The sequence below is a fragment of the Pseudomonas sp. NFACC51 genome, from assembly GCF_900103575.1.
Lineage (GTDB): Bacteria > Pseudomonadota > Gammaproteobacteria > Pseudomonadales > Pseudomonadaceae > Aquipseudomonas > Aquipseudomonas fluorescens_Q.
The window spans coordinates 131,145-157,052 of record NZ_FMXH01000016.1; the positions used below are offsets into that span (position 1 = coordinate 131,145).

The window sequence follows — 25,908 nt, forward strand, 5'->3', positions numbered from 1 at the left end:
GCAGACCCACTGGTTATGAGTGCTTCGCACTCAAGCGGGAGCAAGCTCCCTCGCCACGGACTCAGTTCAACGCTTTGAAATGAACGACATGACACGCAAAGGGGCTTTTTTTCCCTGGATGTTCATTAGGCGTATTGATCATGCGTGTCACTGCCGTTTCCCTGCTGCTCTGCCTGGCCTGCGTGGCCGAAGCGGCGCAGATGCCGGTCGCCGCCCTGCCTGGCGGCATGCTGGTCTACAAACCGGTGCAAAGCATACGCGAACGCAAATTCAGCGACATCGTCGAGCAGAAAACCGATTTCAGTTGCGGCGCCGCCGCGCTGGCCACGGTGCTGCGCCAGGCCTACTGGCTTGACGTCGATGAAGAGCACGTCATCAAAGGCATGCTGGTCAATGCCGACCAGAACCTGGTTCGCACCCAAGGGTTTTCCATGCTGGACATGAAGCGCTACGTGGAAACCATCGGCATGCGCGCCCGAGGCTACCGGATACCGCCTGAGAAACTCGAAGCGGTGACGATCCCGGTGGTGGTCCTGATGGAGATACGCGGCTACAAGCACTTCGTGGTGTTGCAGCGGGCCGACAAGCAATGGGTCTACATCGGCGACCCGGTGCTGGGGCACAAGCGCTACGCCCACGATGAGTTCGTCAAAGGCTGGAACGGCATCGTCTTTGCGATCGTCGGCCCGGGCTATGACAAGACCAATGCACTACGCAGCCCTCCTCAACCCCTGACAGCCCGTAACAAGCTGGACGGTTTCAACCCGGTCAGGGATGCGGAACTGATGGACTTCGGTTTCATACAGAGCGACTTTTTCTAATCGCCGATTACTGCCAACAATAAGTACAAAAAGGAGCAGGACGCTCCGGGAGCAGCACATGAAAACCTCACACTGGCTGTCGCTGGCCTGCCTGCTCGCGACTGCCTCGGGCTTTGCCCATGCCGGCTTCAAACCCATCGAAGTCAAGGACCAGGAGCTTGCCGAGCTGCGCGGTCGTTATGTCATGCCTGGCCGAGTCATCAGCTTCGGCATCGTCATGAGCAGTACCTGGCGCAACGCCAGCGGCGACTTGATCGGCGCCACCAGCACCATGCAGATCCAGGCCGCCACCGTCAAACCCGAATTCTACGTCTCGACCATCAAGCAGACCGGTAACGGCAGCGCTCCGGAACAGGGCAGCGGCAACATTACCGGTGGTGCTGGCCTTGGCACGAGCCAGGGCGTGACCCAGAGCGTGCGTGCCGCCGGCGACGGCAACACGGCCTACAACAACGTCAACATCAATGTGAAAGAGAGCAACCAGGCGCCTGCGCTCGTCCCCTCCCAAGGCCAACTGCTGACCAAGGGCCAGACCATCAGCGGCAGCAACGCCGCCGGCAGCGTCGCGGTCACCGCCACCGGCAATGGCGTGCAAATGGCGATCCAGGCCAGCCACAACCAGGGCGGCACCCTGCAGCAAGTGGCCCAGGGCGGCTTGCTGCAAAACACTCGCCTGCTGGGCAATAGCAACCTGGTCAACAACATGACGCAGCTCAACGTGGTGCTGAACAACAACGGCCCCAGTGCCGGGGCATTGGACTGCAATCTGACCCAACTGCGCGGCCTCCGTAACCTCGGTTATTGAACTACGCTGTTTTCCGATCATTGGGCAAATAGGGACGGCATATTTCATGTATCGATCCGTATCGTTACGCGCTGTGATGTGTTTAAGCACGTTGTTCCCGGCGGCGGTGTTGCACGCGGCCCCGGATGCAGACATCGAGGCGCTGAAACAGGAACTTCTTGAGCTCAAGCAACGATACGAGGTCCAGCAGAAAGCCCTGGCGGTGCTCGAACAGCGGGTTCGCCAGGTGGAGGATCAACCCGCCACGCCACAGCCCAAGCGCCTGGCCAAATCCCCGGCCGACATGAAAGGCAACCAGACCGTGGCCGGCGGCGCGACAACGACCGGCGGCAGCGGCTATGGGCAATCCCTGGCCGATGATTCCCAACCGGCCCAGAGTGTCTCCAACCTCTATGACGAGGCCAGCGGCTTCTTTGGCGGCGGCAAGTTCAGTTTCGAGACCGGCGTGACCTATTCACGCTACGACACGCGGCAACTGATCCTCAACGGCTTCCTGGCCCTGGATTCGATTTTCCTGGGCAACATCAACCTCGACCGGATCAAGGCCGACACCTGGACGCTGGACTTAACCGGCCGCTATAACTTCGATAATCGCTGGCAGTTCGACCTCAACGTGCCGGTGGTCTATCGCGAATCCACGTATCAGTCAGGCGGCGCGAACAACGGCGCGGCCGGGGTCACCAGCGAAGAAACCGTGACCCGCGACCCGACCATCGGCGACGTCAACTTCGGCATCGCCTACAAGTTCATGGATGAGTCGATCAACGCTCCAGACGCGGTGGTCACCCTGCGGGTCAAGGCCCCCACCGGCAAGGACCCGTTTGGCATCAAGCTACGTCAATCCCAGGCCAACACCAACCTGTTCGTGCCCGATGACCTGCCCACCGGCAACGGCGTGTGGTCGATCACGCCCGGGCTTTCGCTGGTCAAGACCTTCGATCCGGCGGTGCTGTTCGGCACCCTCTCCTACACCCATAACTTCGAAGAATCGTTCGACGACATCAGCTCCACAGTCAACCAGAAGGTCCCAGGCAAGGTGCGGATCGGCGACAGCTTCCAGCTCGGCGCGGGCATCGCCTTTGCCTTGAACGAGAAGATGAGCATGTCGTTCTCGGTCTCTGACCTGATCCAAAAGAAAAGCAAGCTCAAACAGGACGGTGGCGACTGGGAGTCGGTGACCTCCAGCGACGCCAACGCCGGCTACTTCAACATCGGCATGACCGTCGCCGCGTCCGACAACCTGACCATCGTACCCAACCTGTCCATCGGGCTGACCGACGACGCACCGGATTTCACCTTTAGCCTGAAATTCCCGTACTACTTCTAATGCCCTCAGGGATATGTGACGGGCACATATCCCAAGGGCAATGCCCCCCCCTGTGGGAGCGGGCTTGAGTCAGCGGATCTGATGCTTGTGCAGCAGGCGATAGAATGTCGGCCGGGACACGCCCAGCACTCTGGCGGCCACGCTCAGGTTGTCGCTGTGACGGTTGAGCACATCGCTCAAGGCCTGGCGCTCGGCGCGGGTCTTGTAGTCCTCCAGCGTACCCATCGGCGCCGCGACGCCCTGGTGGCTGGCCAGGCCGAGGTCCCGGGCTTCGATTTGACGCCCTTCGGCCAACACCAGACCGCGACGGACGCGATTGGCCAGCTCGCGCACATTGCCGGGCCAGTCATGCATGCCCATCGCCACCAGCGCGTCGTCGCTGAAACTGCGAGGACGGCGACCGGTTTCCTGGCTGTAGAAATGGGAAAAGTGGCTGGCCAGCATCGCCAGGTCACCATGACGCTCGCGCAGCGGCGCCATCACCACTTGCAACACGTTCAAGCGGTAATACAGGTCCTCGCGAAACCGCTTGTGCTCGATGGCCGCCTCAAGGTCCACATGGGTGGCCGCCAAGACCCGCACATCGACCGCGATCGGCTGGCTGCCACCGACCCGCTCAATGTGTTTTTCCTGCAGGAAACGCAGCAGATTGGCCTGTAGCTCCAACGGCAGGTCGCCGATTTCATCGAGAAACAACGTCCCGCCGTGGGCCGCCTCGATCCGCCCGATCTTGCGTTGGTGAGCCCCGGTGAACGCGCCCTTCTCATGCCCGAACAACTCGGACTGGATCAGGTGCTCGGGGATGGCACCGCAGTTGATGGCGATGAACGGCTTGTTGCGCCGGTGAGACTGACAATGCAGGGTACGCGCCACCAGTTCCTTGCCGGTACCGCTCTCCCCCCGAATCAAGACCGGCGACTCGGCGGGCGCCAGCTTGCTCAACAATTTGCGCAGCTCGCGAATCGGCTTGCTGTCGCCCAGCAGTTGATGTTCGGGTTGATCAATGTGGATCGAGCCCTGCCCCCGCAGGCGCGCCATGCCAAACGCCCGGCCCAGTGTCACCTGGACCCTGGACACGTCGAAGGGCAAGGTATGGAAGTCGAAAAACCATTCGCAGACAAAATCACCGACGTTTTTCAGGCGCAACACTTCCTGATTGAGCACGGCGATCCATTCGGTGCCGCTACGGCTGATCAACTCCTTGACCGCTTCCGGGCGCTCCAGATGAAAAGGCTGCAACCGCAAAAGGCCGACGTCGCACGTCCGATCGCTGGCGTGTTCGAGGGAGCAACTGTCCACATCCCAGCCAATGGTGCGCAGACCTGGCAACAGGCGATGACAATCATCGCAGGGATCAACCACGAGCAGACGACGTGACGTACTGGCTTCGATCATGACTGATCCTTGGCGTCAAAATAAGGAAATATGATTAGAAACAGTCGTTTGGCAAACCTGCATGTAACAGTAGCAAGAAGTTGACGCCCCCTTGTATCAATTGATTATCGAGGTCGCTTCAAACTGGTTATAAGCAGGCGGTTGGTTAGTTATCTCAAGTCTGTTTGTTTCAGGGTGCTTTCAAACAAAAGCCCAAAAGCCTGGTCTGAAAGAAAATCGAAATTTATTTAAATAATGTGTGACCCGCCTGCGGGTTCGGGACATCAGTACAAGTAACCAGCCGCACGGTACGCCCAACCGACGGCACATCATTTGTTTGGGCACACTTAAGAGAAAACGCCATGAACGCCCCGCTCCGTATCAACGAAGCTCTTTTGATTGCCGACCGCGCATTCCGTCCTTTCCAATGCGTGGCCTGGGCTCCACAAGACGGTAACGGTGAACTTAGCCTGACCGTCATCGACCGCACCAATACCCATATTGGCCGCACCCAAATTCCAAGCAGCGCCTATACCGACCCGGTCCAACTGGCCGATCTGTTGAAACAGGCCCGTGCCGAACTGAGCCAGGAAGGCTATACATTGCAATCCTGGTCGATGCCTGAATAACCACCGGTAAAGCCTGTTATCCATTGCAGGCTTGGCTCTGGGTTGTAAAGCCATCGTTATGGCACGAATTGCCGCTGTATCCGTAGAACATGACAGTTGTGCATTGTCACATTCAGGGATTGAATGTTGCCCTCATGCAGTCGTCGCCCTTTCGGGCTGCTCGACACGCAAGGAGAGGCAGGCATGCTCGATCAGTTCGCGTTTGTGTCCCCCAGGGCCATGGCCCACGCCGGACAACTCGACCCAGGCTTTGCCACCAACGGCAAAGCCTGGGTTCATTTCGAAGACAGTACCTCGAGCCTGACCACCGGATTGACGCTCGATCATGCCGGACAAATCCTGGTGGCAGCCAGGATCGAGACGGCCCACGGCAGTCGGTTCGGGCTGGCGCGACTCAGCCACGACGGTGAGATTGACCCGGACTTCGGCACCCGCGGCTACGTGATCGGCGCGTTTGAACACGGTTTCGAAGCGACGGCGGGCAAGGTGATCGTGTTGCCCAATGGGCATATCCTGCTGTCCGGCCTGCACTATGAAAGCAACGACCACACCCTTCCCGCCCTGGCGCTGTTCGACCAGCAAGGTTGCGCCGTTCAAAGCTTCGGCAATGCCGGCCGGCACATCATCAGGCTTTGCGGCAATCTCTCCCAAGGGCTGCGCGACCCCTGGCTACCGCCCGGCGTGCCGGGACTTGAGGCTTGCGACATGCAAGTGCAGGCCGATGGCCGGATCCTTGTGCTCGCCAATCACCACTATCAACTCTCCGACCATGTCGGCGTACTGATCCGGCTCTTGCCCGATGGGGCATTGGATTCCTCGTTCAACGGTCGCGGTTTCGTGATGGTCCGACGCTTGTTGAAAAATACCTGGCTCGGCTGCCTGGTGCTCCAGGCTGACGGCCATATTGTCGTCGGCGGCGCCATCGACTTGCCCCAGCATGGCCTGATTGCCCGTTATGACAGCAGCGGCCAACTCGATGACAGCTTTGGCGAGAACGGCTTCCTGTCCATCCTGGCCCAGGGGCACAGCGTGATGGTCAGCCAAATCGTTCAGGATGCGGCCGGTGATCTGCAGGTGTTCGGCAGCAGCCGTGATCCGATGCATAGCCTGTCCCTGAAAGTGCGCCCCGACGGCAAGCCGGATCGTCATTGCAACCAGGGTCAGTGCCAACTCATGGCGATCGGGCGCACTGCCAGTCAGTGGACCGCCGCCCAGCTTCAAGCGGACGGAAAACTGGTGACCGCCGGCGCCACGATCGGCGGTATCGAGGCCGACTTCGTACTTGCCCGACATCTGCCGGATGCCAGCCTCGACCCGGATTTCGGCCAGGGCAAGGGCTGGGTTCGCACTCGGCTCGGCTACAGCCTGGACACCGCCACTTCCCTGGCTATGCAAGCTGATGGAAGAATTCTGGTAGGCGGCTATTCGCTCCAGGGGCATTATCGAGCGGTGGTTGCGCGGTATTGGGCCTGAGCAGGATTGTCGCGAGTGGACGGTATTTATTCTTACTCTTGATATTCCTTATTTCTTACGGCAAGTTGCGCGCTTCTAAATAAAAGGAGCAGCCAATGTCCGGTTCGATGGCTCAAGCTTTCGCGCATAACTTTCTGGGGCATTCCCCACGCTGGTACAAGGCGTGCGTCATCACGTTCCTGATCCTCAATGCCGTGGTGCTGTGGACCCTGGGCCCGGTCGTTGCCGGTTGGATGCTGGTGGTGGAATTCATCTTCACCCTCGCCATGGCCCTTAAATGCTATCCGCTGATGCCTGGCGGCCTTTTGCTGGTCGAAGCGCTGGTGATGGGCATGACCACGCCCAAGGCGCTATATGATGAGCTGCTGCACAACTTTCCGGTCATCCTGCTGCTGATGTTCATGGTGGCCGGGATCTACTTCATGAAGGATCTGCTGCTGTTCCTGTTCTCGCGCCTGCTTTTGGGTGTGCGCTCCAAGGCGCTGCTGTCCTTGATGTTCTGTTTTCTCTCGGCGTTCCTGTCTGCGTTCCTTGACGCATTGACCGTCACCGCGGTGATCATCAGCGCCGCCGTGGGCTTCTATGCGGTGTATCACCGTGTGGCGTCGGGCAACGATCCGCGCCAGGACAGCAATGTCGATGAAGACCATGATCTGCCGTCGAGCCATCATGAAGATCTCAATCAGTTTCGGGCGTTTCTACGCAGCCTGCTCATGCATGGTGCCGTCGGCACGGCGCTGGGCGGCGTCTGCACCCTGGTAGGCGAACCGCAGAACCTGCTGATCGGCCATGAAATGGACTGGCATTTTGTCGATTTTTTCCTGAAAGTCGCGCCAGTGTCGCTGCCGGTGCTGGTGGCCGGGCTGGTGACCTGCGTAGCCTTGGAAAAACTGCGCTGGTTCGGTTATGGCACGCTGCTACCGGACAACGTACGCACCGTGCTGGCCGATTATGCCGAGCAGGACAATCGTGAACGCACCGCACGGCAACGCGCCGCCCTGATCGTCCAGGGTATTGCCGCGCTAATCCTGATCGTGGGCCTGGCCCTGCACATTGCCGAAGTCGGCCTGATCGGCCTGATGGTCATCGTGTTGATTACCGCCTTCACCGGCATCACCGACGAGCACAGGCTTGGCAATGCGTTCAAGGACGCCATGCCGTTCACCGCGCTGCTGGTGGTGTTCTTTGCAGTGGTGGCGGTCATTCATGACCAGCAGTTGTTCACGCCGCTGATCCAGTGGGTCCTGGCCCTGCCCGCCGACCAGCAGCCCGGCATGCTGTTCATTGCCAATGGCCTGCTGTCGGCGATCAGCGACAACGTGTTCGTGGCAACCATCTACATTACTGAGGTCAAACAGGCCTTCGTATCCGGCCACATGAGCCGCGAACAGTTCGAGACCCTGGCGGTGGCCATCAACACCGGCACCAACCTGCCGAGCGTCGCCACACCCAACGGCCAGGCGGCATTCCTGTTCCTGCTGACCTCGGCGATCGCCCCGCTGATTCGCCTGTCCTATGGCCGGATGGTCTGGATGGCACTGCCCTACACCGTGGTGATGGGTGGCTTGGGCTGGTATGCGGTGACTTACTGGCTGTAGAAGTATTGCTGAGCAGAAGGAAAACCTGTGGCGAGGGAGCTTGCTCCCGCTGGGCTGCGCAGCAGCCCCAAGAAAGCATTGACACTGCGGTGTGTCAGGCATGTACAGGGGGGCGCTTCGCGCCCCAGCGGGAGCAAGCTCCCTCGCCACAAAGGGCCAAAGCTTATCGCGGCAAGATGTAGCGTTCGATCGCCAGGGCCGCGCCGTCTTCGGTAACGGCTGCAGTGATGACATCGGCCTGACGCCTGATCGCCTCCTCCGCCTGCCCCATGGCAATCGACAAGCCCGCGCGATGGAACATCGCCGGGTCGTTGCCACCGTCGCCCATGGCCGCTGTCTGCTCCAGTGGCACATCCAGGAACTTCGCCAGGGTCAAGAGTGCTTCGCCCTTGTTGGCCTGCATCGCCGTCACGTCCAGGTAGATCGGTTGCGAACGCGACACCTGGGCCTGGCCCTTGAGCAGCGGGTGCAAGCGAGCCTCCAGCTCAACCAGCAGATCCGTATTGGCGCTGGTGGCGACGATCTTGTCGATCCGCTCCAGGTAGGGTTCGAAGCTGTCGACCTGCACCGGCGGATAACCCAGGCCACGGGTTTCCACCGGCACCATCGGACCGTTGGCGTCACGCACCAGCCAGTCGCCGTCGGCGAATACCCAGACCTCGATACCGGGTTGATCGGCGTACAACGCCAGCGTGGTCAGCGCGGCCTCAGGCGGCAGGTAATGCACGGCGAGGAAACTGCCGTCCGGATGCACCAGCGTACCGCCATTGAATGCCGCCGTGGGCAGGTCGACGCCGAACGCCTCGATGAACTGCAACATCGCCCGCGGCGGCCGCCCGGTGGCGAGGCTGAACAGCACGCCAGCTTCACGCAATGAACGAACGGCTTCGATGGTGCGCTGGTTGAGGCTATGGTCGGGCAGCAACAACGTGCCGTCCATGTCACTGAGCAAAAAGCGGATGGGATGCATCAACTGATCACTCATCCGAGGCCATGCCAGACGCGGCTGTCGCGAGTAAGCAATTCATCGGCGGCCGCCGGGCCATCTTCGCCGGCCTTGTAGGGCTGGAATGCCGCGTCCTGCTGCCAGGCATCGAGGAACGGCTGCACGGCGCGCCAGCCGTTTTCGATGTTGTCAGCGCGCTGGAACAGCGTCTGGTCACCGGTCAGGCAATCGTAGATCAGGGTTTCGTAACCCGTGGATGGCTGCATTTCGAAGAAATCCTTGTAGGCAAATCCCAATTCGATATTGGCCATGTCGAGTGCCGGCCCCGGCCGCTTGGCCAACAGGTCGAACCACATGCCTTCATTGGGCTGGATCTGGATTCTCAGGTACGTAGGTTGCAGTTCGTCGACTTCAGTGTCGCGAAACTGCGCGTATGGCGCGGGCTTGAAGCAGATGACAATCTCGGTGTCCCGCACGCTCATGCGCTTGCCGGTGCGCAGGTAAAACGGCACGCCGACCCACCGCCAGTTATCGATCATGACCTTGAGGGCGACGTAGGTCTCGGTGCTGCTGTCGGGCGCCACGTTGGCCTCCTGGCGATAACCGTTGACCGCCTTGCCGCCGACTTCACCGGCTGTGTACTGGCCGCGAACCGAGTTGGCCCGGGCCTGCTCCACCGACCAGGGCCGGATCGCGCCGACGACCTTGGCCTTTTCGCCACGCACGGCGTCGGCACCAAACGCCGCTGGCGGCTCCATGGCCACCATCGCCAGCAGTTGGAAAAGATGATTGGGCACCATGTCCCGCAGGGCGCCAGTGTGTTCATAAAAACTGCCACGGGTTTCCACGCCGACCGTTTCGGCGGCGGTGATTTGTACGTGGTCGATGTAGTGGTTGTTCCAGAACGCCTCGAACAGGCTGTTGGAGAAACGGCTGACCAGAATGTTCTGCACCGTTTCCTTGCCCAGGTAATGGTCGATGCGATAGATCTGCTTCTCGCTCATGACCTTGAGCAGGCAAGCGTTCAGCGCTTCGGCGGTGTGCAGGTCGGAGCCGAACGGCTTTTCGATCACCACGCGACGGAAGGCCCCTTCCTGCTCCTGAAGCAGCCCTGCCGCACCGAGGCGGCTGACCACTTCACTGAAAAAACGTGGCGCGGTCGCCAGATAGAAAACCGCGTTGCCGGTGCCGCTGGCGGCGATTTTCGCCGCCAGCGCCTGGTAGGTGCTCTCATCGAGAAAATCACCCTGGACGTAGCTGATGCCCTTGGCCAGCTTGGCCCACAGCACCGGATCGAGCGCCCGGTCGGCATCGCCGCCCTTGCTCGCCGCTTCGTTACGGATGAAGTCCTCGAGTTTCTTGGCAAAATCCACATCGCTGATGGCGTTGTGGTCAACCCCGATGATGCGCAGCCCATCGCCCAGCAGACCGTCGCGACTGAGGTGGTAAAGCGCCGGCATCAGCAGACGCTTGACCAGATCGCCATGGGCGCCGAACAGAAACAACGTGGTCGGCGGCGCGGGTTCTGCCTTGGATTTGCTGCCGATCGAGGTCATTTTTTCGGCGTCTCCACGTGGCCGCCAAAGCCGAAGCGCATGGCCGAGAGCATTTTGTCACCGTACGTACTTTGCTGGCGCGAGCGGAAACGGGCAAACAACGAACTGGACAGGACCGGAACCGGCACCGCTTGCTCGATGGCCGCCTCGATGGTCCAGCGCCCTTCACCGCTGTCGGCGACTTCGCCGGAAAAGCCGTCCAGTTTCGGATCGCTGGCCAGCGCATCGGCGGTCAAGTCCAGCAACCACGACGACACCACGCTGCCGCGACGCCAGACTTCGGCGATATCGGCCAGGTTCAGGTCGAAGCGCTGCTCCGCTGGCAGGCTTTCGCTGGATTTGGTCTTGAGGATGTCAAAGCCCTCGGCGAAGGCCTGCATCATTCCGTATTCGATGCCGTTGTGGATCATCTTCACGAAATGCCCCGAACCGGCCGGGCCCGCGTGGATGTAGCCACGTTCGGCGCGGTCATCGTCGGATTTGCGGTCACGGGTGCGCGGGATGTCGCCCATGCCTGGGGCCAGGCTGTCGAACAATGGGTCCAGGCGCTTCACCACTTCGGCATCGCCGCCAATCATCATGCAGTAACCGCGCTCCAGGCCCCACACGCCGCCGGAGGTGCCAACATCGATGTAGCTCAGGCCTTTTTCCGACAGGGCCTGGGCGCGACGGATGTCGTCTTTGTAGTACGTGTTACCGCCGTCAATGATTACATCGCCCGGCTCCAACAGCTCGCTGAGGACGTTGATGGTGTCTTCGGTGGGCGCGCCGGCTGGCAGCATGACCCAGACCGCCCGTGGTTTCTCCAGCCCGGCGACCAGTGCCGGCAGGTCCGCGACGCCCGTGGCGCCATCCTGGCGCAGGTTTTCGACAAAAGCGGCATTGCGGTCATAGACAACGGTGGTGTGCCCATTGAGCATCAGGCGCCGCGCAATATTGCCGCCCATGCGGCCCAGTCCAATGATCCCGAGTTGCATGTGCTGATGCTCCCTACTACAAATAAAGGTAAGTCAAAGGTTTAGCTCGTACGACACGTGGAGGTTAGTCCAGAGCATTGCTGCATAGTTTCCGGGTAATTCGAGCGATCACAAGGGATAACGCTCAAGATCCGGCCGAAGACACAGCGACCATGAAAAATAAAAAAGTTCCAATCACAAGCAAAAGAAATCAGAATCGGCGCCGATAGTAGAGGTGTCGACCAAATACTGGCGACATCTCTATAGTTGATGTACGCCATTTGCGAGGTGAGCAATGGGCCCTGTCGTTACCGCACGTCCTCCCCAAACCCTTTATGTGACCATTCGTCGCGATGAATTGCGCCTACTCAAGGAAGAACGCGATCTACTGCTTGATGAAGTGACGCAGTTGCGCATGCAGTTGCAATACGCACAGCTGCCCCACCAGAACCAGTCCCTGGCTCGGTAACCGTCCCCGGAGGCACGGTTGAAGAAGTGACGCTGGTCAAACAGTGTCACTTCCATGTAGTCCTGCCGTGCCCACTTGCGGCGAGAATTCTATCTGTGGGAGCAAGGCTTGCCCGCGATGAACGATAACGCGGTTCAGCGGTACGACCGCGGCGCGGCTATCGCGGGCAAGCCTTGCTCCCACAGGTCCCGCCCCTAGAGACAAATCCCCTTGCCACAGGTGCATTCGCACCTCACGTGCGTTTTGTATCCGAAAAACTCACAAAGTTTTCACAACCGACTCGTAATACTCTCCGCCTTTAAGGTTGCTCGGCGTATGCCTGCGGTCACCAATCCGGTGCCGACAGCTTCGTCGACAAAGGCTGGAGCGCTTGATGAGTTTGTTCAAACGCAGCAAAACGACTGCGAAAGGTTTCGACTGGGCCGGGCTTGGCTGGCTGTTTCTGTTCTTCTGGTACTTCTCTGGCATCACCCAACTGCTCATTCTGTTGAGCGACACCTCCGGCTTCACCGGCTTTCGCCAAGCGTTCGTGATGAGCGCGGTGTGGTTGGCGCCCCTGCTGCTCTTCCCCGCCCGCACGCGCGTGCTCGCCGCCTTGATCGGCGTGGTGCTGTGGGCCTGCTCCATGGCCAGCCTGGGCTACTTCTTCATTTACCAGCAAGAGTTTTCCCAGAGCGTCATCTTCATCATGTTCGAATCGAACGTGTCTGAAGCCGGCGAATACCTGACACAGTATTTTGCCTGGTGGATGGTGGCGGCGTTCCTGGCCCACACCGCCGTCGGCTGTTGGCTCTGGACCCGCCTGCGCCCGGTGTACCTGCCCCGGGGCCAGGCCATGGTCGCCGCAGCCGTCATCGTGCTCGCCGTGGCCGGTTATCCGCTGGTCAAGCAAACCCTGCGCACCGGCAGTTTCGCCGGTGGCTTGGAGAAATTCGAGAATCGCATCGAGCCGGCCGTCCCGTGGCAGATGCTGGTGGCCTATCGTCGCTACGGTGAACAGTTGGAGAACATGCAAGGCATGCTCCACAGCGCCAGCAAGATCGCGCCACTGCGCAACCTCAAGGACGCCATGGCCGACCAACCGGCCACTCTGGTGCTGGTGATCGGTGAATCCACCAACCGCCAGCGCATGAGCCTCTACGGTTACCCGCGCGAAACCACGCCTGAGCTGGACAAGCTCAAGGACCAGCTGTCAGTGTTCGATAACGTCATCACCCCACGCCCCTACACCATCGAAGCGCTGCAGCAGGTGCTGACGTTCGCCGACGAACAGAACCCGGACCTGTACCTGAGCACCCCGTCGCTGGTGAGCATGATGAAACAGGCCGGCTACAAGACCTTCTGGATCACCAACCAGCAGACCATGACCAAGCGCAACACCATGCTCACGACGTTTTCCCAGCAGGCCGACGAGCAGGTGTACCTGAACAACAACCGCAATCAGAATGCCGCGCAGTACGATGGCGATGTGATCGAGCCGTTCAACAAAGCCCTGGCCGACAGCGCCCCGCGCAAGCTGATCGTGGTGCATCTGCTCGGCACCCATATGAGCTACCAGTACCGGTATCCACCGACCTTCAACAAGTTCACCGATCGCCAAGGCGTACCGGCAGGCGTGCGTGATGATCAGGTCCCGACCTACAACAGCTACGATAACGCGGTGCTGTACAACGACTTCGTCGTGTCCAGCCTGATCAAGGACTACGCCAAGACCGACCCCAACGGCTTCCTGCTGTACCTGTCCGACCATGGTGAAGACGTGTTCGACTCCGCCGGCCACGACACACTGGGCCGTAACGAAGGCAAGCCGACCGCGCCGATGTACACCATCCCCTTCATGGCCTGGGCCTCGCCCAAGTGGCGCGAAAGCCATGACTGGAACTTTGCCGGCGAGCTGTCGCGTCCCTACAGCAGCTCGCACCTGATTCACACCTGGGCAGACCTGGCAGGCTTGAGTTTTGACGAGCTGGACCGCAGCAAGAGCCTGGTCAGCGATGACTTCAAGGCCCGGCCGCTGCTGATCGGCGACCCCTATCAAACCCCACGCAAGGCCCTGATCGACTTCAGCCTGATGCAGCCCAAGGCACCGACGACCGCAGTCGTGCAGAAATAACCGAAACCCATCAGAAGCCCGCTTTTACAGGGGCTTGATCCAGAATTCCATAGGCCCGTGGGCCGGGTCGAACATGCCGGCGGCAAAGCCGAACTTGGCATAGCTGGCCTGGGCCACGGCATTGCCCTCCAGCACTTCCAGGGTAATCTTGCAGCAACCACGCTGGCGGGCGATGTCCTCAACCTTCTGCAACATCTTCTGGCTCAACCCGAGGCCGCGAAAATCCTTCATGACCGCCACGTCGTGGATGTTCACCAGTGGCCGGCAGGCAAAGGTTGAAAAACCTTCGAAACAATTGACCAGCCCCGCCGGTTCGCCGTTGACGAAAGCCAACACGCTGAAGGCATGAGGGCGCTTGGCCAGTTCCTCGGGCAGGTGCAGCAGCACCTCGGCCGGCAAGGGATGTCCCCCGCCCATCGGGTCCTGCGCATAGCCATTGAGCACATGACAGATCGCTTCAGCGTGGACCGGGTTGGTGTAGCTGGCTTGCAGTACAAGGATGTCCTTGGCTTCTTCCATGACCTTCCATCTCACTTCGTTAGTGCCGCTGGCTCGACGCCGTCGGCGGGATACAGGTCAGGCTTGCTGACCAAAACGTTGCATTTGCATTTCCTGGAGGCGGCTGAGAGTACGGCGAAACGGGAATTGCAGATAGCCCTCGGTGTACAACTCATCCATCGGCACCGCAGCCGAAAGGCACAACGGCACCTTGCGGTCATAACATTCGTCGACCAGGGCGATGAAGCGCCGTACGCCATCGTCATGGATCGACAACTGCGGCAATTCGCGATCACCGGCCTCGACCCTTTCGACGCCGTCTTCGGTGCCACGGGCAATGCGCCCTTCGCGCTGCTCGGCGCTCAGGCACGGCACGTCACTGAGCAGGATGACGCTGAAGCGGTCGCACAGCGCCATGAAATCCAGCGCCGAGAACGGTTGCTCGCACAGGTCGGGGTAACGGCTCCAGAGCACGCTGTCGCTGGCCTGGACCGGTTCAAGCAGGCGATGACCGACCTCGATCGGCGCACTGCTCGACGCTTGCCCGCAGGTCAACTGGTTGAAGACGTCACCCAGCGGATCAGGTTGCCCGGGATCGCGCAGCCAATAACGCTGCTGTAATTGGCCTGGGTGCTGGCGATGGTCTTGCCAGCCGTTCACCGGCACGACCTGCATATATCGATTGATCGCGGTGATGGTCGGCAGGAAACGCTCACGGTTGTGGCCGTTGGCATAGAGCTCCTCCGGCGGCAGGTTGGAGGTACTGACCATTACCATCCCCAACTCGAACATCACCTGGAACAGGCGTCCGAGGATGATTGCATCGCCAATGTCGTTGACGAACAGTTCGTCGAAACACAGCACCCGTACTTCAGCGCTCAATTCCCGAGCCAGGGCCTGCAAAGGATCCGGCGTCCCTGTGAGCTGGAACGAACGCTGATGCACCCACGCCATGAAATGGTGGAAGTGTTGTCGACGGGCCGGCACCTTGAGGCTTTCATAAAAGCGGTCCATCAGCCAGGTCTTGCCACGTCCCACCGGGCCCCAGAGATAAACGCCCTTGATCGCCTTGCGACCTTCGTGCAACGCCTTGTGGCATTGCTCCAGTGTCATGATGGCCAGTTCCTGGGCCTCGTCCTGGACGAAGCCGTGGTGTTCGATGGCATGCTGCCAGGCACTCAAGGGGGAGTCGAAAGTCATACGGCCCGGGTCCGGAATACGAAGGTGGGGAGTATGCCATGACAGCGGGGGCGGATGAGTCATTCACCTGCCTGTGACTCAATGCCAAACCCTCTGACTCAACGCCAAGCCTGTGTGGCGAGGGAGCTTGCTCCCGCTCGGTTGCGCAGCAACCGCAAAAGCTTGGGGCCGCTACGCAGCCCAGCGGGAGCAAGCTCCCTCGCCACAACTGCATTCATTTCCTATACAACAGCGCTCGCCTTCTTAAGTTGAAACAACTTAAATCGAGATATCCAACCGGCTGATCTTGCCCTGCTCATCGAGCCGGAAGGTGTAGCGCAACTCCAGCGGGCTGCCGGGGAATGTCCCGGAGATCAGGTTCTGCACCAACACCTTGCCAGTGCGTTGCTGCACATTGAGGACTTCCACACGCGGCTGGAAGCGCCGGGCAGTGTCTTCCATCCATTGGGCGATGGCCTGGGTGCCAACACGGTGCTGGCCTTCATCGAATACGTTGGCATCCTCGGCGAAGAAACGCGTCACCGCCGAGCTGTCACGGGCATTGGCCGCCGCAATGTAGCCGGCGATGGCCGGGGCCAGGGAAGAGACGGGATTGGACATGGTACGGCTCCTTGTTTTATCGATCTGGCACCATGCTAGAACAGCGTTGTGTCAGTTTTTGTCAGGAGTGAACCGTCCGGTTTCGTCCAGCTTCATCAGCGCGAACCAGTCGCGCAGCAAGTCGCTGCGGCGGCCCGGATAGCGCTCGCCCTGCTCGGTGGCAGAGGCAATCCGGTCAGTGCGAAAAGTCCGATAGGCGCCGCGCAATTCGCACCAGGCCACCACCACCCGCGCCTCATTGAAAAAGCCCAGGGCCAGCGGCCAGATCAAGCGTTGGCTCGGGGTCTTGTTCACGTCGGCGTAATCGATGTGCAGCTTGGCCTGGGCGCGAATGGCCTGGCGGTACACATTCAGTTCCACCGTGTTCTGCGGATAGCCATAACCCGGTGGGCCGGGCAGCACCGTGGGGTTGCGCAAAGCGTCTCGCACATCGGGGGCCAGCACTGCAGCGACCTTCGCCAGGGCGTCGGCGGCTGCCTTGCCCAACACCTCGTCGGCGCGCTGATCGACGTAGCGCAAGCCCAGCACAATGGCCTCGATTTCATCGGCGGTGAACATCAGTGGCGGCAGGAACAGTCCGCTGCGCAAGACATAACCAATGCCCGCTTCACCCTGGATCGGCGCACCAAGGGCGGTGAGTTCGGCGATGTCGCGGTACAAGGTGCGCTCGGAAACGTTCAGTTCTCCCGCCAATGTCGCAGCGGTAACCGGGCAACGCTTGCCCCGCAAGACTTGCAGCAAAGTGAGCAACCGAGAGGTACGCGACACGATGGGCTATCCAGAAGAAAAAAGTTGACGCAGATTAGCAGAGGCTGGTGTCAGAAACTGTCAGGAGCCCTCTTGCCATGTCTCGCATACATCGCTGTGGCATGGGCTTTTGTGGCTTTTGTGGCTTTTGTGGCTTTTGTGGCGAGGGAGCTTGCTCCCGCTCGGTTGCGCAGCAACCGCAAAAGCTTGGGGCCGCTACGCAGCCCAGCGGGAGCAAGCTCCCTCGCCACCAAAAGCGCCCTATCCAAGGGTTCGTTGGTTGCCATGGGGCACCTGTGGGGTATCGTGCTCAATCGCTTCCGGTTTTTTTCATTCGTTGAGAGTCAATCCATGCGCAGAATCCTCGGCCTTTCCGTTTTCCTGATACTGCTCAGCCTGAGTGCCTGCGCCCTCTTCCCGCACCGGGACCCGCTGAACATCAACGTGGTCGGCATCGAACCCTTGCCCAACCAGGGCCTGGAGGTGCGTTTCGCCGTGAAACTGCGCGTGCAGAACCCCAACGAAACCGCGATCGACTACAACGGCGTGGCGCTGGACCTGGAGGTCAACGGCCGTACGCTGGCAACGGGGGTCAGTGACCAGAGCGGTTCGATCCCGCGCTTTTCCGAGGCGATCCTCAGTGTCCCGGTGAGCATTTCGGCGTTTTCGGTGTTGCGCCAGACCTTGGGCCTGAGCCAGACCCAAAGCCTGGACAACCTGCCCTATGTGCTCAAGGGCAAGCTCGCCGGCGGCGTATTCGGCACCCTGCGCTTCGTTGACCGCGGAACCCTCGACCTGCCGGGCTCCGCCGCCAACTGGTGAATCACGCCGTGAAACGCACGCCGGGCTTGGCACGCTCATCCACCACCAACTCGAACACATCTGGCCTGGCGTAATGCCCCACCACGTCATAGTCGTAACGCGCCCGCACCAGCTCATCGGTGTCGATTTCGGCAATCAATAGCCCCGCCGTGTCCTTCAGCGGCCCCGCGAGTACATCGCCCATGGGGCCGACAATCACACTTCCTCCGGCAATCAGCGGCCGCTCGGCCGGCCAGTGCGCGACCTCGATACCCAGGGCCTGCGGCGAGGCCTGGACCTGACAGGCACTGACCACAAAACAGCGACCTTCGTGGGCGATATGGCGCATGGTCACCTGCCACATCTCCCGCTCATCCACCGTCGGCGCACACCAGACGTCCACCCCTTTGGCGTACATCGCGGTGCGCAGCAGCGGCATCATGTTTTCCCAGCACACCGCCGCGCCGACCCGACCGACCTGGCTGTCGATCACCGGCAAGGTCGAACCATCGCCCTTGCCCCAGATCAGCCGCTCGGTGCCGGTGGGCATCAACTTGCGGTGCCGGGCCACCAGGCCCTCATCGGGTTCGAAATACAGCGCGGTGCAGTACAAGGTGCTGCCGACACGCTCGATGACGCCCAGCACCAGGCTCGCCCCCGTACGCGCCGATAGCCCGGCCAGCGCTTCGGTTTCAACGCCGGGCACGTCAATGGCATTGGCAAAATAGCGGGCAAACGCCTCGCGTCCCTCCGGCAACCGGTAACCCAGTTGAGTCCCGAACGCTTCGCCCTTGGGATAGCCACCCAGCAGCGCTTCTGGCATCACCACCAGGCGCGCGCCAGCCTCGCGAATGGCTTCTTCGTAGGAAAGGATCTGTGCCAGGGTCTCGCCCTTGCCGCCAGGCAACGAGCCGATCTGCAGGGCAGCCACAATGGATTTGGGCATGGTTTTTCAACTCCTCGATCATCAGGTGTTGCCGATTCTCAAGCAGCGGCCGATCATGAATAAAGCCCCGAATACTGCTAAATGATATGAGTCTTATGAATATCGCCGATATCGACCTCAATCTGCTCAAGACCTTCGAAGCCCTGCATGACGAATCCAGCGCCAGCCGCGCCGCCGTACGCCTGGGCGTGACCCAGTCGGCCATCAGCGCAGCGCTGCGCAGGCTTCGCGGTTTGTATGACGATCAATTATTCGTGCGTACCGGCCGGGGCCTGGCGCCGACGCTGCGGGCCAACCAGCTCAAGCCGGTGATCAGCGAAGCACTGGATAAATGCCGCCAGAGCCTGGCGATGGTCGACCCGGATGCCAGCCATTACGAAGGCCGCTCGGTCATCGTCGGCCTGTCGGATGATTTCGAGATTGCCCATGGGCGACGCTTGATCGAAGAAGTGGCCGACCGAGCGCCGGGCCTGCGCTTGATTTTCCGCCAGACCCACAGCCAGATCGTCGGCCGGGCCCTGATGGAGCGCGAACTTGACCTGGCGATCACGGCGGGCGGTTTCGCCCAGCGGTTGCTCAGCCGCCAGGTGTTGGGCGAAGGCGATTACGCCTGCCTCCTGGACCCGGCGAGCCTGGCGCAGGGCCAACAATCCCTCAGCCTGGAGGCGTTCGTGGCCCGTGAACATCTGCTGGTGTCTTCAGGTGGTTTCATCGGTATCACCGACGAAGGGCTGGCCGGGCTTGGCCTGAGCCGGCGAGTCTGTGCCTCGACCACCCACTTTGCCGCGTTGCCGTTCCTGCTCAAGGGCAGCCAAGCCGTGGCGACGATTCCGGCCCATGCCGCCCGGGCCATCGCCGACCTCAGCGGCCTGGCCTTGCTGCCCTGCCCCCTGGCCTTGCCCCGCTACCCTATCGAACTGGGATGGCGAACCCACACGCAAATGGAGCCGACAATGCTCAAGGTTCGCGAGGCCATTACGGCAACATTCACCTAAGGCTTACTTGTTGGCAGCCATCAGTCGATTGACTTCACTGCGTACCATGTTGGCGTACTCCGGCGGCGACATGCCGTCCAGTTCGGCACGCACCCACTCGGCCCACTTGCCCTTGCGTTTGGAGCGCTCGCCGAACAAGCGGGCAGCATCGCCCTTGGCTTTGCCCAGGTTGTTTTGCCACAGTTCAAAAAGTCGGGATTTTTCGTCTTCCAGCGCGGCGCGCTCGGCCAGGGGCTTGTCAGCCAGATTGAAGCTCATGGGAATTACCTGTTGCGTAAATAGGCGCCATCTTACACCTTGCAGGGAAACGTCTTAACCACGATTTGTGATGGGCTGCGCCGACAAGGCCAAACGTTGCAACTTTTGCACAAGCGCAGCACTCCATTGATCAATGCCATCATCAGCAAGGAGTACTTCAATGGCCCGTAAAAGCACCGTGCAAGCGAATGGAGAGCAAATCAAGGATCAAGCCTTCAGCGAACTGAAGGCGTTGATCGAAGAATCGGAGAAGCTGCTCAAAAGCAGTGCCTCGCTGGTGGGCGAAGATGCTGAAAACCTGCGCGACCAGATCTCCCAGAAACTGCAACAAGCGCTTGATTCGGTTGCCAGCGCACGGGAGCGTACCCGCCCCATGGTCGACGCCACTGAAGTCTATATTGGCGGCCACCCCTGGCAGACCGTGGCGATTTCCGCTGGTTTCGGGCTGGTGGTGGGTTTGTTGCTAGGACGGCGTTAACCATCACAAACCAGCCCCCGGACCTCATGGAGGAGCGGCGAGCTTGCTCGCGATGACGGTGTGTCAGAGAACCTCTCTGCTACTAAGCCACCGCTATCGCGAGCAAGCTCGCTCCCACAGGCGTTTGTGGATGAGTCCGCCATTTATGCACATCCACAAGGTCTCGCTTTAAGCCACAGGTCCCGCCCGCAAAATCGACGCATCCTCCCCGCGATACAACGCCTCCACCTTCCCCGCCCGCCACTGCAACACCGCCCGTTGATTGATCGAGCCCTTGTCAGTGATTTCACCGCGGTCGATGGACGCCGGTTCATCGAGCAAGGCGATCCATTCCACGCGACTGGCGTTGCCGCTGGCTTCACGGTTCAGGCGTCGCAGCCAGTCGGCGAACCATTGGCGCACCGTAGGGCTGGCAAGAACCTGGGCGTCACTGGCATCCCCGCCCAGGCCAGACAAGCGCCGGCATTCAGCAAGCCGTGGGAACACCAGCGCCCCCAGGCACTCGCGATCCGGTGCGGTAATCACCAGGTCCTGGACATAGGGTGTGCCTTCCAGCACCGCCCGGTTACGCAACGGCCCGACACTGACGAAGACACCGGAAGACAATTTGAAATCCTCGGCGATCCGCCCATCGAACATCAGCCCCAGTTGCGGATTGCTGGCGTCGGCCAGCTTGATCGCATCTCCCGAACAGTAGAAACCATCCTCGTCGAATACCTCGGCAGTTTGCTGCGGCGAGCGCCAGTAGCCGGGCATGATGTGCGGCCCGCGAAAACGCCCTTCGAACTTGCCGTCCACCGGCACCAGGCGCACCTCGCAGCCAGGCGCTGGAAGGCCGATGTAGCCAGCCATGGACAACGGCCCGGTGGTGAAGGTGCAGGACGGCGCCGCCTCGGTCATGCCCAGGCCCGCCATCATGCGGATACGTTCGCCGCAATGCTGTTCGGCGACCTTGTCGAGCCGGTCCCAGGTGCTTTGGGACAAGCCCGCCGCCGCAAAGAAGAACAGGCTGATGCGTTTGAAGAATCGCTCGCGCAATTCATCGTCCTGCTCCAGGGCATTGACCAGTTCCTCCCAGCCCTTGGGCACGGTCAGGTAGGCGGTAGGCGAGATTTCCTTGAGGTTGCGCAGGGTTTCGGCGAAGCCCTGGGCGGTGGGTTTGCCGTCGTCCAGGTAGAACGTGCCGCCGTTGTACAACACGATGCCAACGTTGTGGCTGCCACCGAACGTGTGGTTCCACGGCAACCAGTCCACCAGCACCGGCGGCGCCTCGCCGAACACCGGAAAGGTCTGCAGCAGCATCTGCTGATTGGCGCAAAGCATACGCTGGGTGGTGATCACCGCCTTGGGCAGCTTGGTGGAGCCTGAGGTAAACAGGAACTTGGCGATGCTGTCCGGGCCGGTGGCAGCGAACGCCTGCTCGGCCTCGGCGCCGCCGGGTTGGACCAGCAGGCTGGCGAAGCTTGTCCTCGACCGGCCGGCTATCTCGCCACGCACTGTGATCAAGGGCACGTCCGCCGGCAATACGGCAGTGATCGCGCGCTCGAACGGTGCGGCCTCACTGACGAACACCAGCCCCGGCTGCAACAGATCGCAGACATGACGCAGCTTGGCGAAATCCTGGGACAGCAATGAATAGGCCGGCGAAACCGGGCAATAGGGAATACCGGCGTACATCGCGCCGAGGGCCATTTGCAGGTGCTCGATGTCATTGCCGGAGAGCAGCGCCAAGGGTTTTTCCGCCGATAAACCGTAACCGAGCAGGCTTTGGGCGATGGCTCGGACACTGTCGAGCATTTGGGCATAACTGACTCGACGCCAGTCACCGCCGGCTTCACGGGCAGCGATAAACGTCTGCTCCGGGCGCACCTTGGCCCAGTGCACCAGGCGCTCGAGCAACCGCGCTGGCAGCGGGGCCAAGGGCTCCAGGGAGCGCATGTGCAAGATGCCACGCTCTTCCCGGACTTCCACAGCAGGATGACCAATCGATACCTGGCGATACCGCCCGGCCTCGGGTCGGGAGGACGATCTGGACTCGGAACTCACGTACATTTCCTCCACCAAGGCACACTCGGGTCGCGATGCGAGCGGAGCGTGGCAGCACCAGGCTGCGGCCTTGTCATTATTATTCTGGCCTGCATCGGGGCGACGGCGTTCAAGGCTCGACCGCCCGCGATGCGACGGGTTTCAGATCGGGTAATGCCGGGGACCGTTCTGCAAAGTCACCCAACGCAACTGGGTGAAATGCTCGATGGACGCCTTTCCGCCAAAGCTGCCGTAACCGCTGGACTTGACCCCACCGAAGGGCATCTGCGCCTCGTCGTGCACGGTCGGCCCGTTGATGTGGCAAATGCCCGACTCGACCCGCTGGGCCAAGGCCAGCGCACGGGTGGTATCGCGGCTGAAAATGGCGGCCGACAGGCCGAACTCGGAATCGTTGGCCAGGCGCAGCAGCTCTTCATCGCCGTCACCGCGCAGCAACACGGCCACCGGCCCGAAGGACTCTTCGCGGTACAGGCGCATCTGCGCAGTGACGCCGTCGAGCAACGTCGGCTGCAGGATGCTGCCTTCCAACTGCCCCCCCGTGACCAGCGTTGCGCCTTTGGCCAGGGCATCGTCGATCAGCCCCTTGATGCGTTGGCCGGCACTGACGTCGACCAACGAGCCCAGTACCGAATCGCCGGCCGCCGGATCACCAGCGCGCAGGGTGGCGATCTTGGCGGCCAAGCGGGCGATGAACTCATCCGCCACACGGGCATCGACGATCAGTCGCTCGGTGGACATGCAGATCTGGCCCTGGTTGAAGTAAGCGCCAAAGGCCGCCGCTTGCACCGCGGCGTCCAGGTCGGCGTCGTCCAGCACCAGCAGCGGCGCCTTGCCACCCAGTTCCAGCAGCGCCGGCTTGAGGTTGCGCGCCGACAGTTCGCCGACGATGCGTCCGACATGGGTCGAACCGGTGAAATTGACCCGACGCACCGCCGGGTTGGCAATCAATCGCTCGACAATGGCCGGCGCATCCGCCGGTGCGTTACAGATCACGTTGACCACGCCGTCACCCAGCCCTGCGTCCTGCAACACCTGGCCGATCAGCCGGTGCACTGCCGGGCTTATTTCAGAAGCCTTGAGCACCACGGTGTTACCGCAAGCCAGGGGCATGGCGATGGCGCGGGTGGCGAGAATCACCGGAGCGTTCCAAGGGGCGATGCCCAGCACCACGCCGCAAGGCTGACGCAGGGCCATGGCGAAACTGCCAGGCACGTCCGAAGGAATGATTTCGCCATTGATCTGGGTCGTCATGGAAGCGGCTTCGCGCAGCATGTTCGCCGCCAGGTGCACGTTGAAACCGTACCAATTGGCCATGGCACCGGTCTCGCCGGCAGCAGCGACGAATTCACTGCTGCGGGCCTGCAACTGCTCGGCCGCACGCAACAGCCGCGTCCGGCGTTCGTTAGGCGCCAATGCGGCCCAGGCGGGAAACGCCGCTTGGGCAGCAGCTACCGCGGCATCGGCATCTTCCAGAGTGGCGGCGGCCACGCGAGACACCACCTCACCCGTCACCGGGTTGCAGCGTTCGAAGGTCCGGCCGTCACGGGCCGGGCACGACTGGCCGCCAATCAACAGGGGCACGTCCAGCATGGTGATTCCTCTTTATTGTCTTTATCGGGAATACATCGCAGCGGTGTAACAGTAGCGCCAGGGCGGCGCAGCGAACAGCGGGATGCGGCCCGCCATTCGCCGGTCGATTCAGCGCTTATAGGTTTGCAAGCCAGGCTTGATGCTCTTGTCGTCCAGAAACTGCTTCATGCCCTGCTCGCGGCCACCTTCGGTGTCGAGCAGGCGCGACTGATCGAGCTTGGCGTACAGGTAATCCTCGTTCTGCTCCCAGGTCAGCTCGCGGCAGCGCTTGAAACCATGCTTGGCGGCCCGCAGCACCACCGGGTTCTTCTCCAGCAGGTTGCGCGCCAGCGCCACGGTGACTTCACGCAGTTGCGCCAGGGGCACGCTTTCGTTGACCAAGCCCATTTCGGCGGCTTTTTGCCCGCCGAATGTCTTGCCGGTCATGATGTAGTACAGCGATTGGCGATGGCCCACGGTATCGGCCATGGCCTTGCTGACGAGGTTGCCCGGCGGGATGCCCCAGTTGATTTCCGAGAGACCGAAGGTCGCTTCGTCGGCGCAGATCGCCAGGTCGCACGCCACCAGCGGACTGAAACCGCCACCAAAGCACCAGCCGTTGACCATGGCGATGGTTGGCTTGGCGTACATGCGCAGCAGTTTCCATTGCCATTGCGACGCTTCGCGACGGATTTTTTCCTGGAGGATTTCCGGCCCCGCATCCACTTCGCGGAAATATTCCTTGAGGTCCATGCCAGCGGTCCAGGCGTCACCGGCCCCGGTCAGCACCAATACGCCAGCGGCCGGATCCTGCTCCAAGGTCTCGAGCACGTCGATCATCTCGCGGTTGAGGGTCGGGCTCATGGCGTTGCGCTTTTCCGGGCGATTGAGGGTGACCCAGGCGATGCCCTCCTCGATATCGACCTTGACTGTTTTCCAGCGACCTTCGTAATTACTCATGATGCGTGCTCTCTTGTTCTTGGCTGAAGATGATCAAAAACTAAACCGGAAAAATAGTTATGTCAATTAACTATTAATCGATTTATCTGTCTTTTCCCGGACCTGGATCGAAGGTTACAAATCTCGAATCTGCGCAAGCCCATAGCCAGGGCGTCGCAACCCCGGCAAACTGGATAGCCTTGTTAACCACTTACCTTGAGGAAGTTCACTTCGATGGCCAAGTCTTCCAAGCTTGCCGAACCCGCCGAGCCCCTGGCCGCCGGTACCGACGCGCAAGCGCCGCTGGACTCCGCACTGGATGACCTGATCGGTTACGCCCTGCGCCGCGCCCAGTTGAAACTGTTCCAGAACCTGATTGGCCGGCTCGCCGTCCACGATCTGCGCCCTGCCCAGTTCTCGGCCCTGGCAATCATCGACCAGAATCCCGGCCTGATGCAGGCTGACCTGGCCAAGGCCCTGACGATCGAGCCACCGCAAGTGGTGCCGCTGCTGAACAAGTTGGAAAGCCGGGCCCTGGCCGTGCGCGTGCGGTGCAAGCCGGATAAACGCTCCTACGGGATCTTCCTGAGCAAGACTGGCGAAACCTTGCTCAAGGAACTCAAGCAAATCGCCGCGCAGAGTGACCTGGATTCCACGGCGACCCTTTCAGGGGCTGAGCGTGAGGAGTTGCTGCGGTTGTTGAAGAAGGTTTACCAATAAAGGACACCGCTCCCCTGTGGCGAGGGAGCTTGCTCCCGCTGGGG

Annotated in this window: 25 protein-coding genes; 12 read left to right on the forward strand and 13 right to left on the reverse strand. The window is 61.0% G+C overall.

The genetic code is table 11. The features are described 5' to 3' along the window. Positions 1-140: 140 nt before the first annotated feature. From BLT00_RS25685 to BLT00_RS25695, 3 genes are read left to right on the forward strand one after another with little or no spacing between them, the layout of a single operon-like run. Positions 141-821, forward strand: a complete 681-nt coding sequence (locus BLT00_RS25685; RefSeq protein WP_092142817.1) for a C39 family peptidase — start codon at positions 141-143, stop codon at positions 819-821. Between the two features lie 58 nt (positions 822-879). Then, positions 880-1,626, forward strand: coding sequence for a hypothetical protein (locus BLT00_RS25690; RefSeq protein WP_063320887.1), 747 nt, complete (start codon positions 880-882; stop codon positions 1,624-1,626). A 46-nt stretch (positions 1,627-1,672) separates the two neighbouring features. Then, positions 1,673-2,953, forward strand: coding sequence for a transporter (locus tag BLT00_RS25695; RefSeq protein ID WP_092142814.1), 1,281 nt, complete (start codon positions 1,673-1,675; stop codon positions 2,951-2,953). A gap of 69 nt (positions 2,954-3,022) precedes the next feature. Here the strand turns inward: BLT00_RS25695 and BLT00_RS25700 are convergent, their stop codons facing one another. Continuing rightward, positions 3,023-4,348: a sigma-54 dependent transcriptional regulator gene (locus tag BLT00_RS25700; RefSeq protein ID WP_063320885.1), complete on the reverse strand. Its 1,326-nt coding sequence runs from the start codon at positions 4,346-4,348 to the stop codon at positions 3,023-3,025. A 341-nt stretch (positions 4,349-4,689) separates the two neighbouring features. On the opposite strand from BLT00_RS25700, the gene BLT00_RS25705 reads away from it, so the two are divergent. The 3 genes from BLT00_RS25705 (at position 4,690) to nhaB (ending at position 8,027) form a co-directional block, all read left to right on the forward strand. After that, entirely contained in the window at positions 4,690-4,956 is a 267-nt protein-coding gene (locus BLT00_RS25705) for a hypothetical protein (RefSeq protein WP_013693488.1), read from the forward strand. Positions 4,957-5,139: 183 nt separating this feature from the next. After that, complete coding sequence (locus tag BLT00_RS25710; protein ID WP_092142811.1) at positions 5,140-6,429, forward strand: hypothetical protein; 1,290 nt, start codon at positions 5,140-5,142, stop codon at positions 6,427-6,429. A 95-nt stretch (positions 6,430-6,524) separates the two neighbouring features. Beyond that, a complete protein-coding gene (gene nhaB, locus BLT00_RS25715) occupies positions 6,525-8,027 on the forward strand; it encodes a sodium/proton antiporter NhaB (RefSeq protein ID WP_092142808.1) in 1,503 nt (500 codons plus the stop codon). A 163-nt stretch (positions 8,028-8,190) separates the two neighbouring features. Here the strand turns inward: nhaB and BLT00_RS25720 are convergent, their stop codons facing one another. The 3 genes from BLT00_RS25720 to gnd are packed head-to-tail and all read right to left on the reverse strand — an operon-like array spanning position 8,191 to position 11,530. Next, on the reverse strand, positions 8,191-9,012 hold the full coding sequence (locus BLT00_RS25720; RefSeq protein ID WP_092142806.1) for an HAD family hydrolase: 822 nt from the start codon (positions 9,010-9,012) through the stop codon (positions 8,191-8,193). Further along, positions 9,009-10,529 carry a glucose-6-phosphate dehydrogenase gene (gene zwf / locus BLT00_RS25725; RefSeq protein WP_092142803.1) on the reverse strand — a complete coding sequence of 507 codons (1,521 nt, stop codon included), beginning with the start codon at positions 10,527-10,529 and terminating at the stop codon, positions 9,009-9,011. The genes BLT00_RS25720 and zwf overlap by 4 nt, the downstream gene beginning before the upstream one ends. After that, positions 10,526-11,530, reverse strand: coding sequence for a phosphogluconate dehydrogenase (NAD(+)-dependent, decarboxylating) (gene gnd, locus BLT00_RS25730; RefSeq protein ID WP_256572296.1), 1,005 nt, complete (start codon positions 11,528-11,530; stop codon positions 10,526-10,528). Before gnd ends, zwf begins: the two co-directional genes overlap by 4 nt. A gap of 250 nt (positions 11,531-11,780) precedes the next feature. Here gnd and BLT00_RS31950 point away from each other — a divergent pair, with 250 nt between their 5' ends. Then, a complete protein-coding gene (locus BLT00_RS31950; protein WP_170867344.1) occupies positions 11,781-11,954 on the forward strand; it encodes a DUF6026 family protein in 174 nt (57 codons plus the stop codon). A 373-nt stretch (positions 11,955-12,327) separates the two neighbouring features. Next, the gene (locus tag BLT00_RS25735; protein WP_092142800.1) at positions 12,328-14,067 is read left to right on the forward strand and encodes a phosphoethanolamine transferase CptA; all 1,740 of its coding nucleotides are present in this window, start codon (positions 12,328-12,330) and stop codon (positions 14,065-14,067) included. Between the two features lie 24 nt (positions 14,068-14,091). Here BLT00_RS25735 and BLT00_RS25740 read toward each other — a convergent pair whose 3' ends face one another. The 4 genes from BLT00_RS25740 to BLT00_RS25755 all read right to left on the reverse strand — a co-directional run bounded on the left by BLT00_RS25740 (position 14,092) and on the right by BLT00_RS25755 (position 17,133). Beyond that, positions 14,092-14,586: a GNAT family N-acetyltransferase gene (locus BLT00_RS25740; RefSeq protein WP_072348553.1), complete on the reverse strand. Its 495-nt coding sequence runs from the start codon at positions 14,584-14,586 to the stop codon at positions 14,092-14,094. Between the two features lie 57 nt (positions 14,587-14,643). After that, a complete protein-coding gene (zapE, locus tag BLT00_RS25745) occupies positions 14,644-15,765 on the reverse strand; it encodes a cell division protein ZapE (RefSeq protein WP_092142797.1) in 1,122 nt (373 codons plus the stop codon). A gap of 258 nt (positions 15,766-16,023) precedes the next feature. Continuing rightward, a complete protein-coding gene (locus tag BLT00_RS25750) occupies positions 16,024-16,365 on the reverse strand; it encodes a nuclear transport factor 2 family protein (protein WP_072348557.1) in 342 nt (113 codons plus the stop codon). A 51-nt stretch (positions 16,366-16,416) separates the two neighbouring features. Continuing rightward, a complete protein-coding gene (locus tag BLT00_RS25755; RefSeq protein WP_003202404.1) occupies positions 16,417-17,133 on the reverse strand; it encodes a helix-turn-helix transcriptional regulator in 717 nt (238 codons plus the stop codon). A gap of 330 nt (positions 17,134-17,463) precedes the next feature. On the opposite strand from BLT00_RS25755, the gene BLT00_RS25760 reads away from it, so the two are divergent. Next, entirely contained in the window at positions 17,464-17,934 is a 471-nt protein-coding gene (locus BLT00_RS25760; RefSeq protein ID WP_014338133.1) for an LEA/WHy family protein, read from the forward strand. Between the two features lies 1 nt (position 17,935). On the opposite strand, the gene BLT00_RS25765 is transcribed toward BLT00_RS25760, so the two are convergent. After that, positions 17,936-18,859 (reverse strand): carbon-nitrogen hydrolase family protein, encoded by a 924-nt coding sequence (locus tag BLT00_RS25765; RefSeq protein WP_092142793.1) that lies wholly within the window; start codon positions 18,857-18,859, stop codon positions 17,936-17,938. 86 nt (positions 18,860-18,945) lie between these two features. Here BLT00_RS25765 and BLT00_RS25770 point away from each other — a divergent pair, with 86 nt between their 5' ends. Then, positions 18,946-19,854, forward strand: coding sequence for a LysR substrate-binding domain-containing protein (locus BLT00_RS25770; protein ID WP_092142790.1), 909 nt, complete (start codon positions 18,946-18,948; stop codon positions 19,852-19,854). 3 nt (positions 19,855-19,857) lie between these two features. On the opposite strand, the gene BLT00_RS25775 is transcribed toward BLT00_RS25770, so the two are convergent. Further along, a complete protein-coding gene (locus tag BLT00_RS25775; RefSeq protein ID WP_003181187.1) occupies positions 19,858-20,112 on the reverse strand; it encodes a hypothetical protein in 255 nt (84 codons plus the stop codon). A 160-nt stretch (positions 20,113-20,272) separates the two neighbouring features. On the opposite strand from BLT00_RS25775, the gene BLT00_RS25780 reads away from it, so the two are divergent. Continuing rightward, positions 20,273-20,590, forward strand: a complete 318-nt coding sequence (locus BLT00_RS25780) for an ElaB/YgaM/YqjD family protein (protein ID WP_092142788.1) — start codon at positions 20,273-20,275, stop codon at positions 20,588-20,590. A 168-nt stretch (positions 20,591-20,758) separates the two neighbouring features. On the opposite strand, the gene BLT00_RS25785 is transcribed toward BLT00_RS25780, so the two are convergent. The 3 genes from BLT00_RS25785 to BLT00_RS25795 form a co-directional block, all read right to left on the reverse strand. Beyond that, entirely contained in the window at positions 20,759-22,636 is a 1,878-nt protein-coding gene (locus BLT00_RS25785) for a feruloyl-CoA synthase (RefSeq protein ID WP_063325054.1), read from the reverse strand. A 141-nt stretch (positions 22,637-22,777) separates the two neighbouring features. Then, positions 22,778-24,226 (reverse strand): aldehyde dehydrogenase, encoded by a 1,449-nt coding sequence (locus BLT00_RS25790; RefSeq protein ID WP_092142783.1) that lies wholly within the window; start codon positions 24,224-24,226, stop codon positions 22,778-22,780. 108 nt (positions 24,227-24,334) lie between these two features. Continuing rightward, positions 24,335-25,165: a p-hydroxycinnamoyl CoA hydratase/lyase gene (locus tag BLT00_RS25795; protein ID WP_063320869.1), complete on the reverse strand. Its 831-nt coding sequence runs from the start codon at positions 25,163-25,165 to the stop codon at positions 24,335-24,337. 213 nt (positions 25,166-25,378) lie between these two features. Between BLT00_RS25795 and BLT00_RS25800 the strand changes: the two genes are divergently transcribed. Further along, a complete protein-coding gene (locus BLT00_RS25800) occupies positions 25,379-25,864 on the forward strand; it encodes a MarR family winged helix-turn-helix transcriptional regulator (protein ID WP_014338127.1) in 486 nt (161 codons plus the stop codon). Positions 25,865-25,908 lie beyond the last annotated feature (44 nt).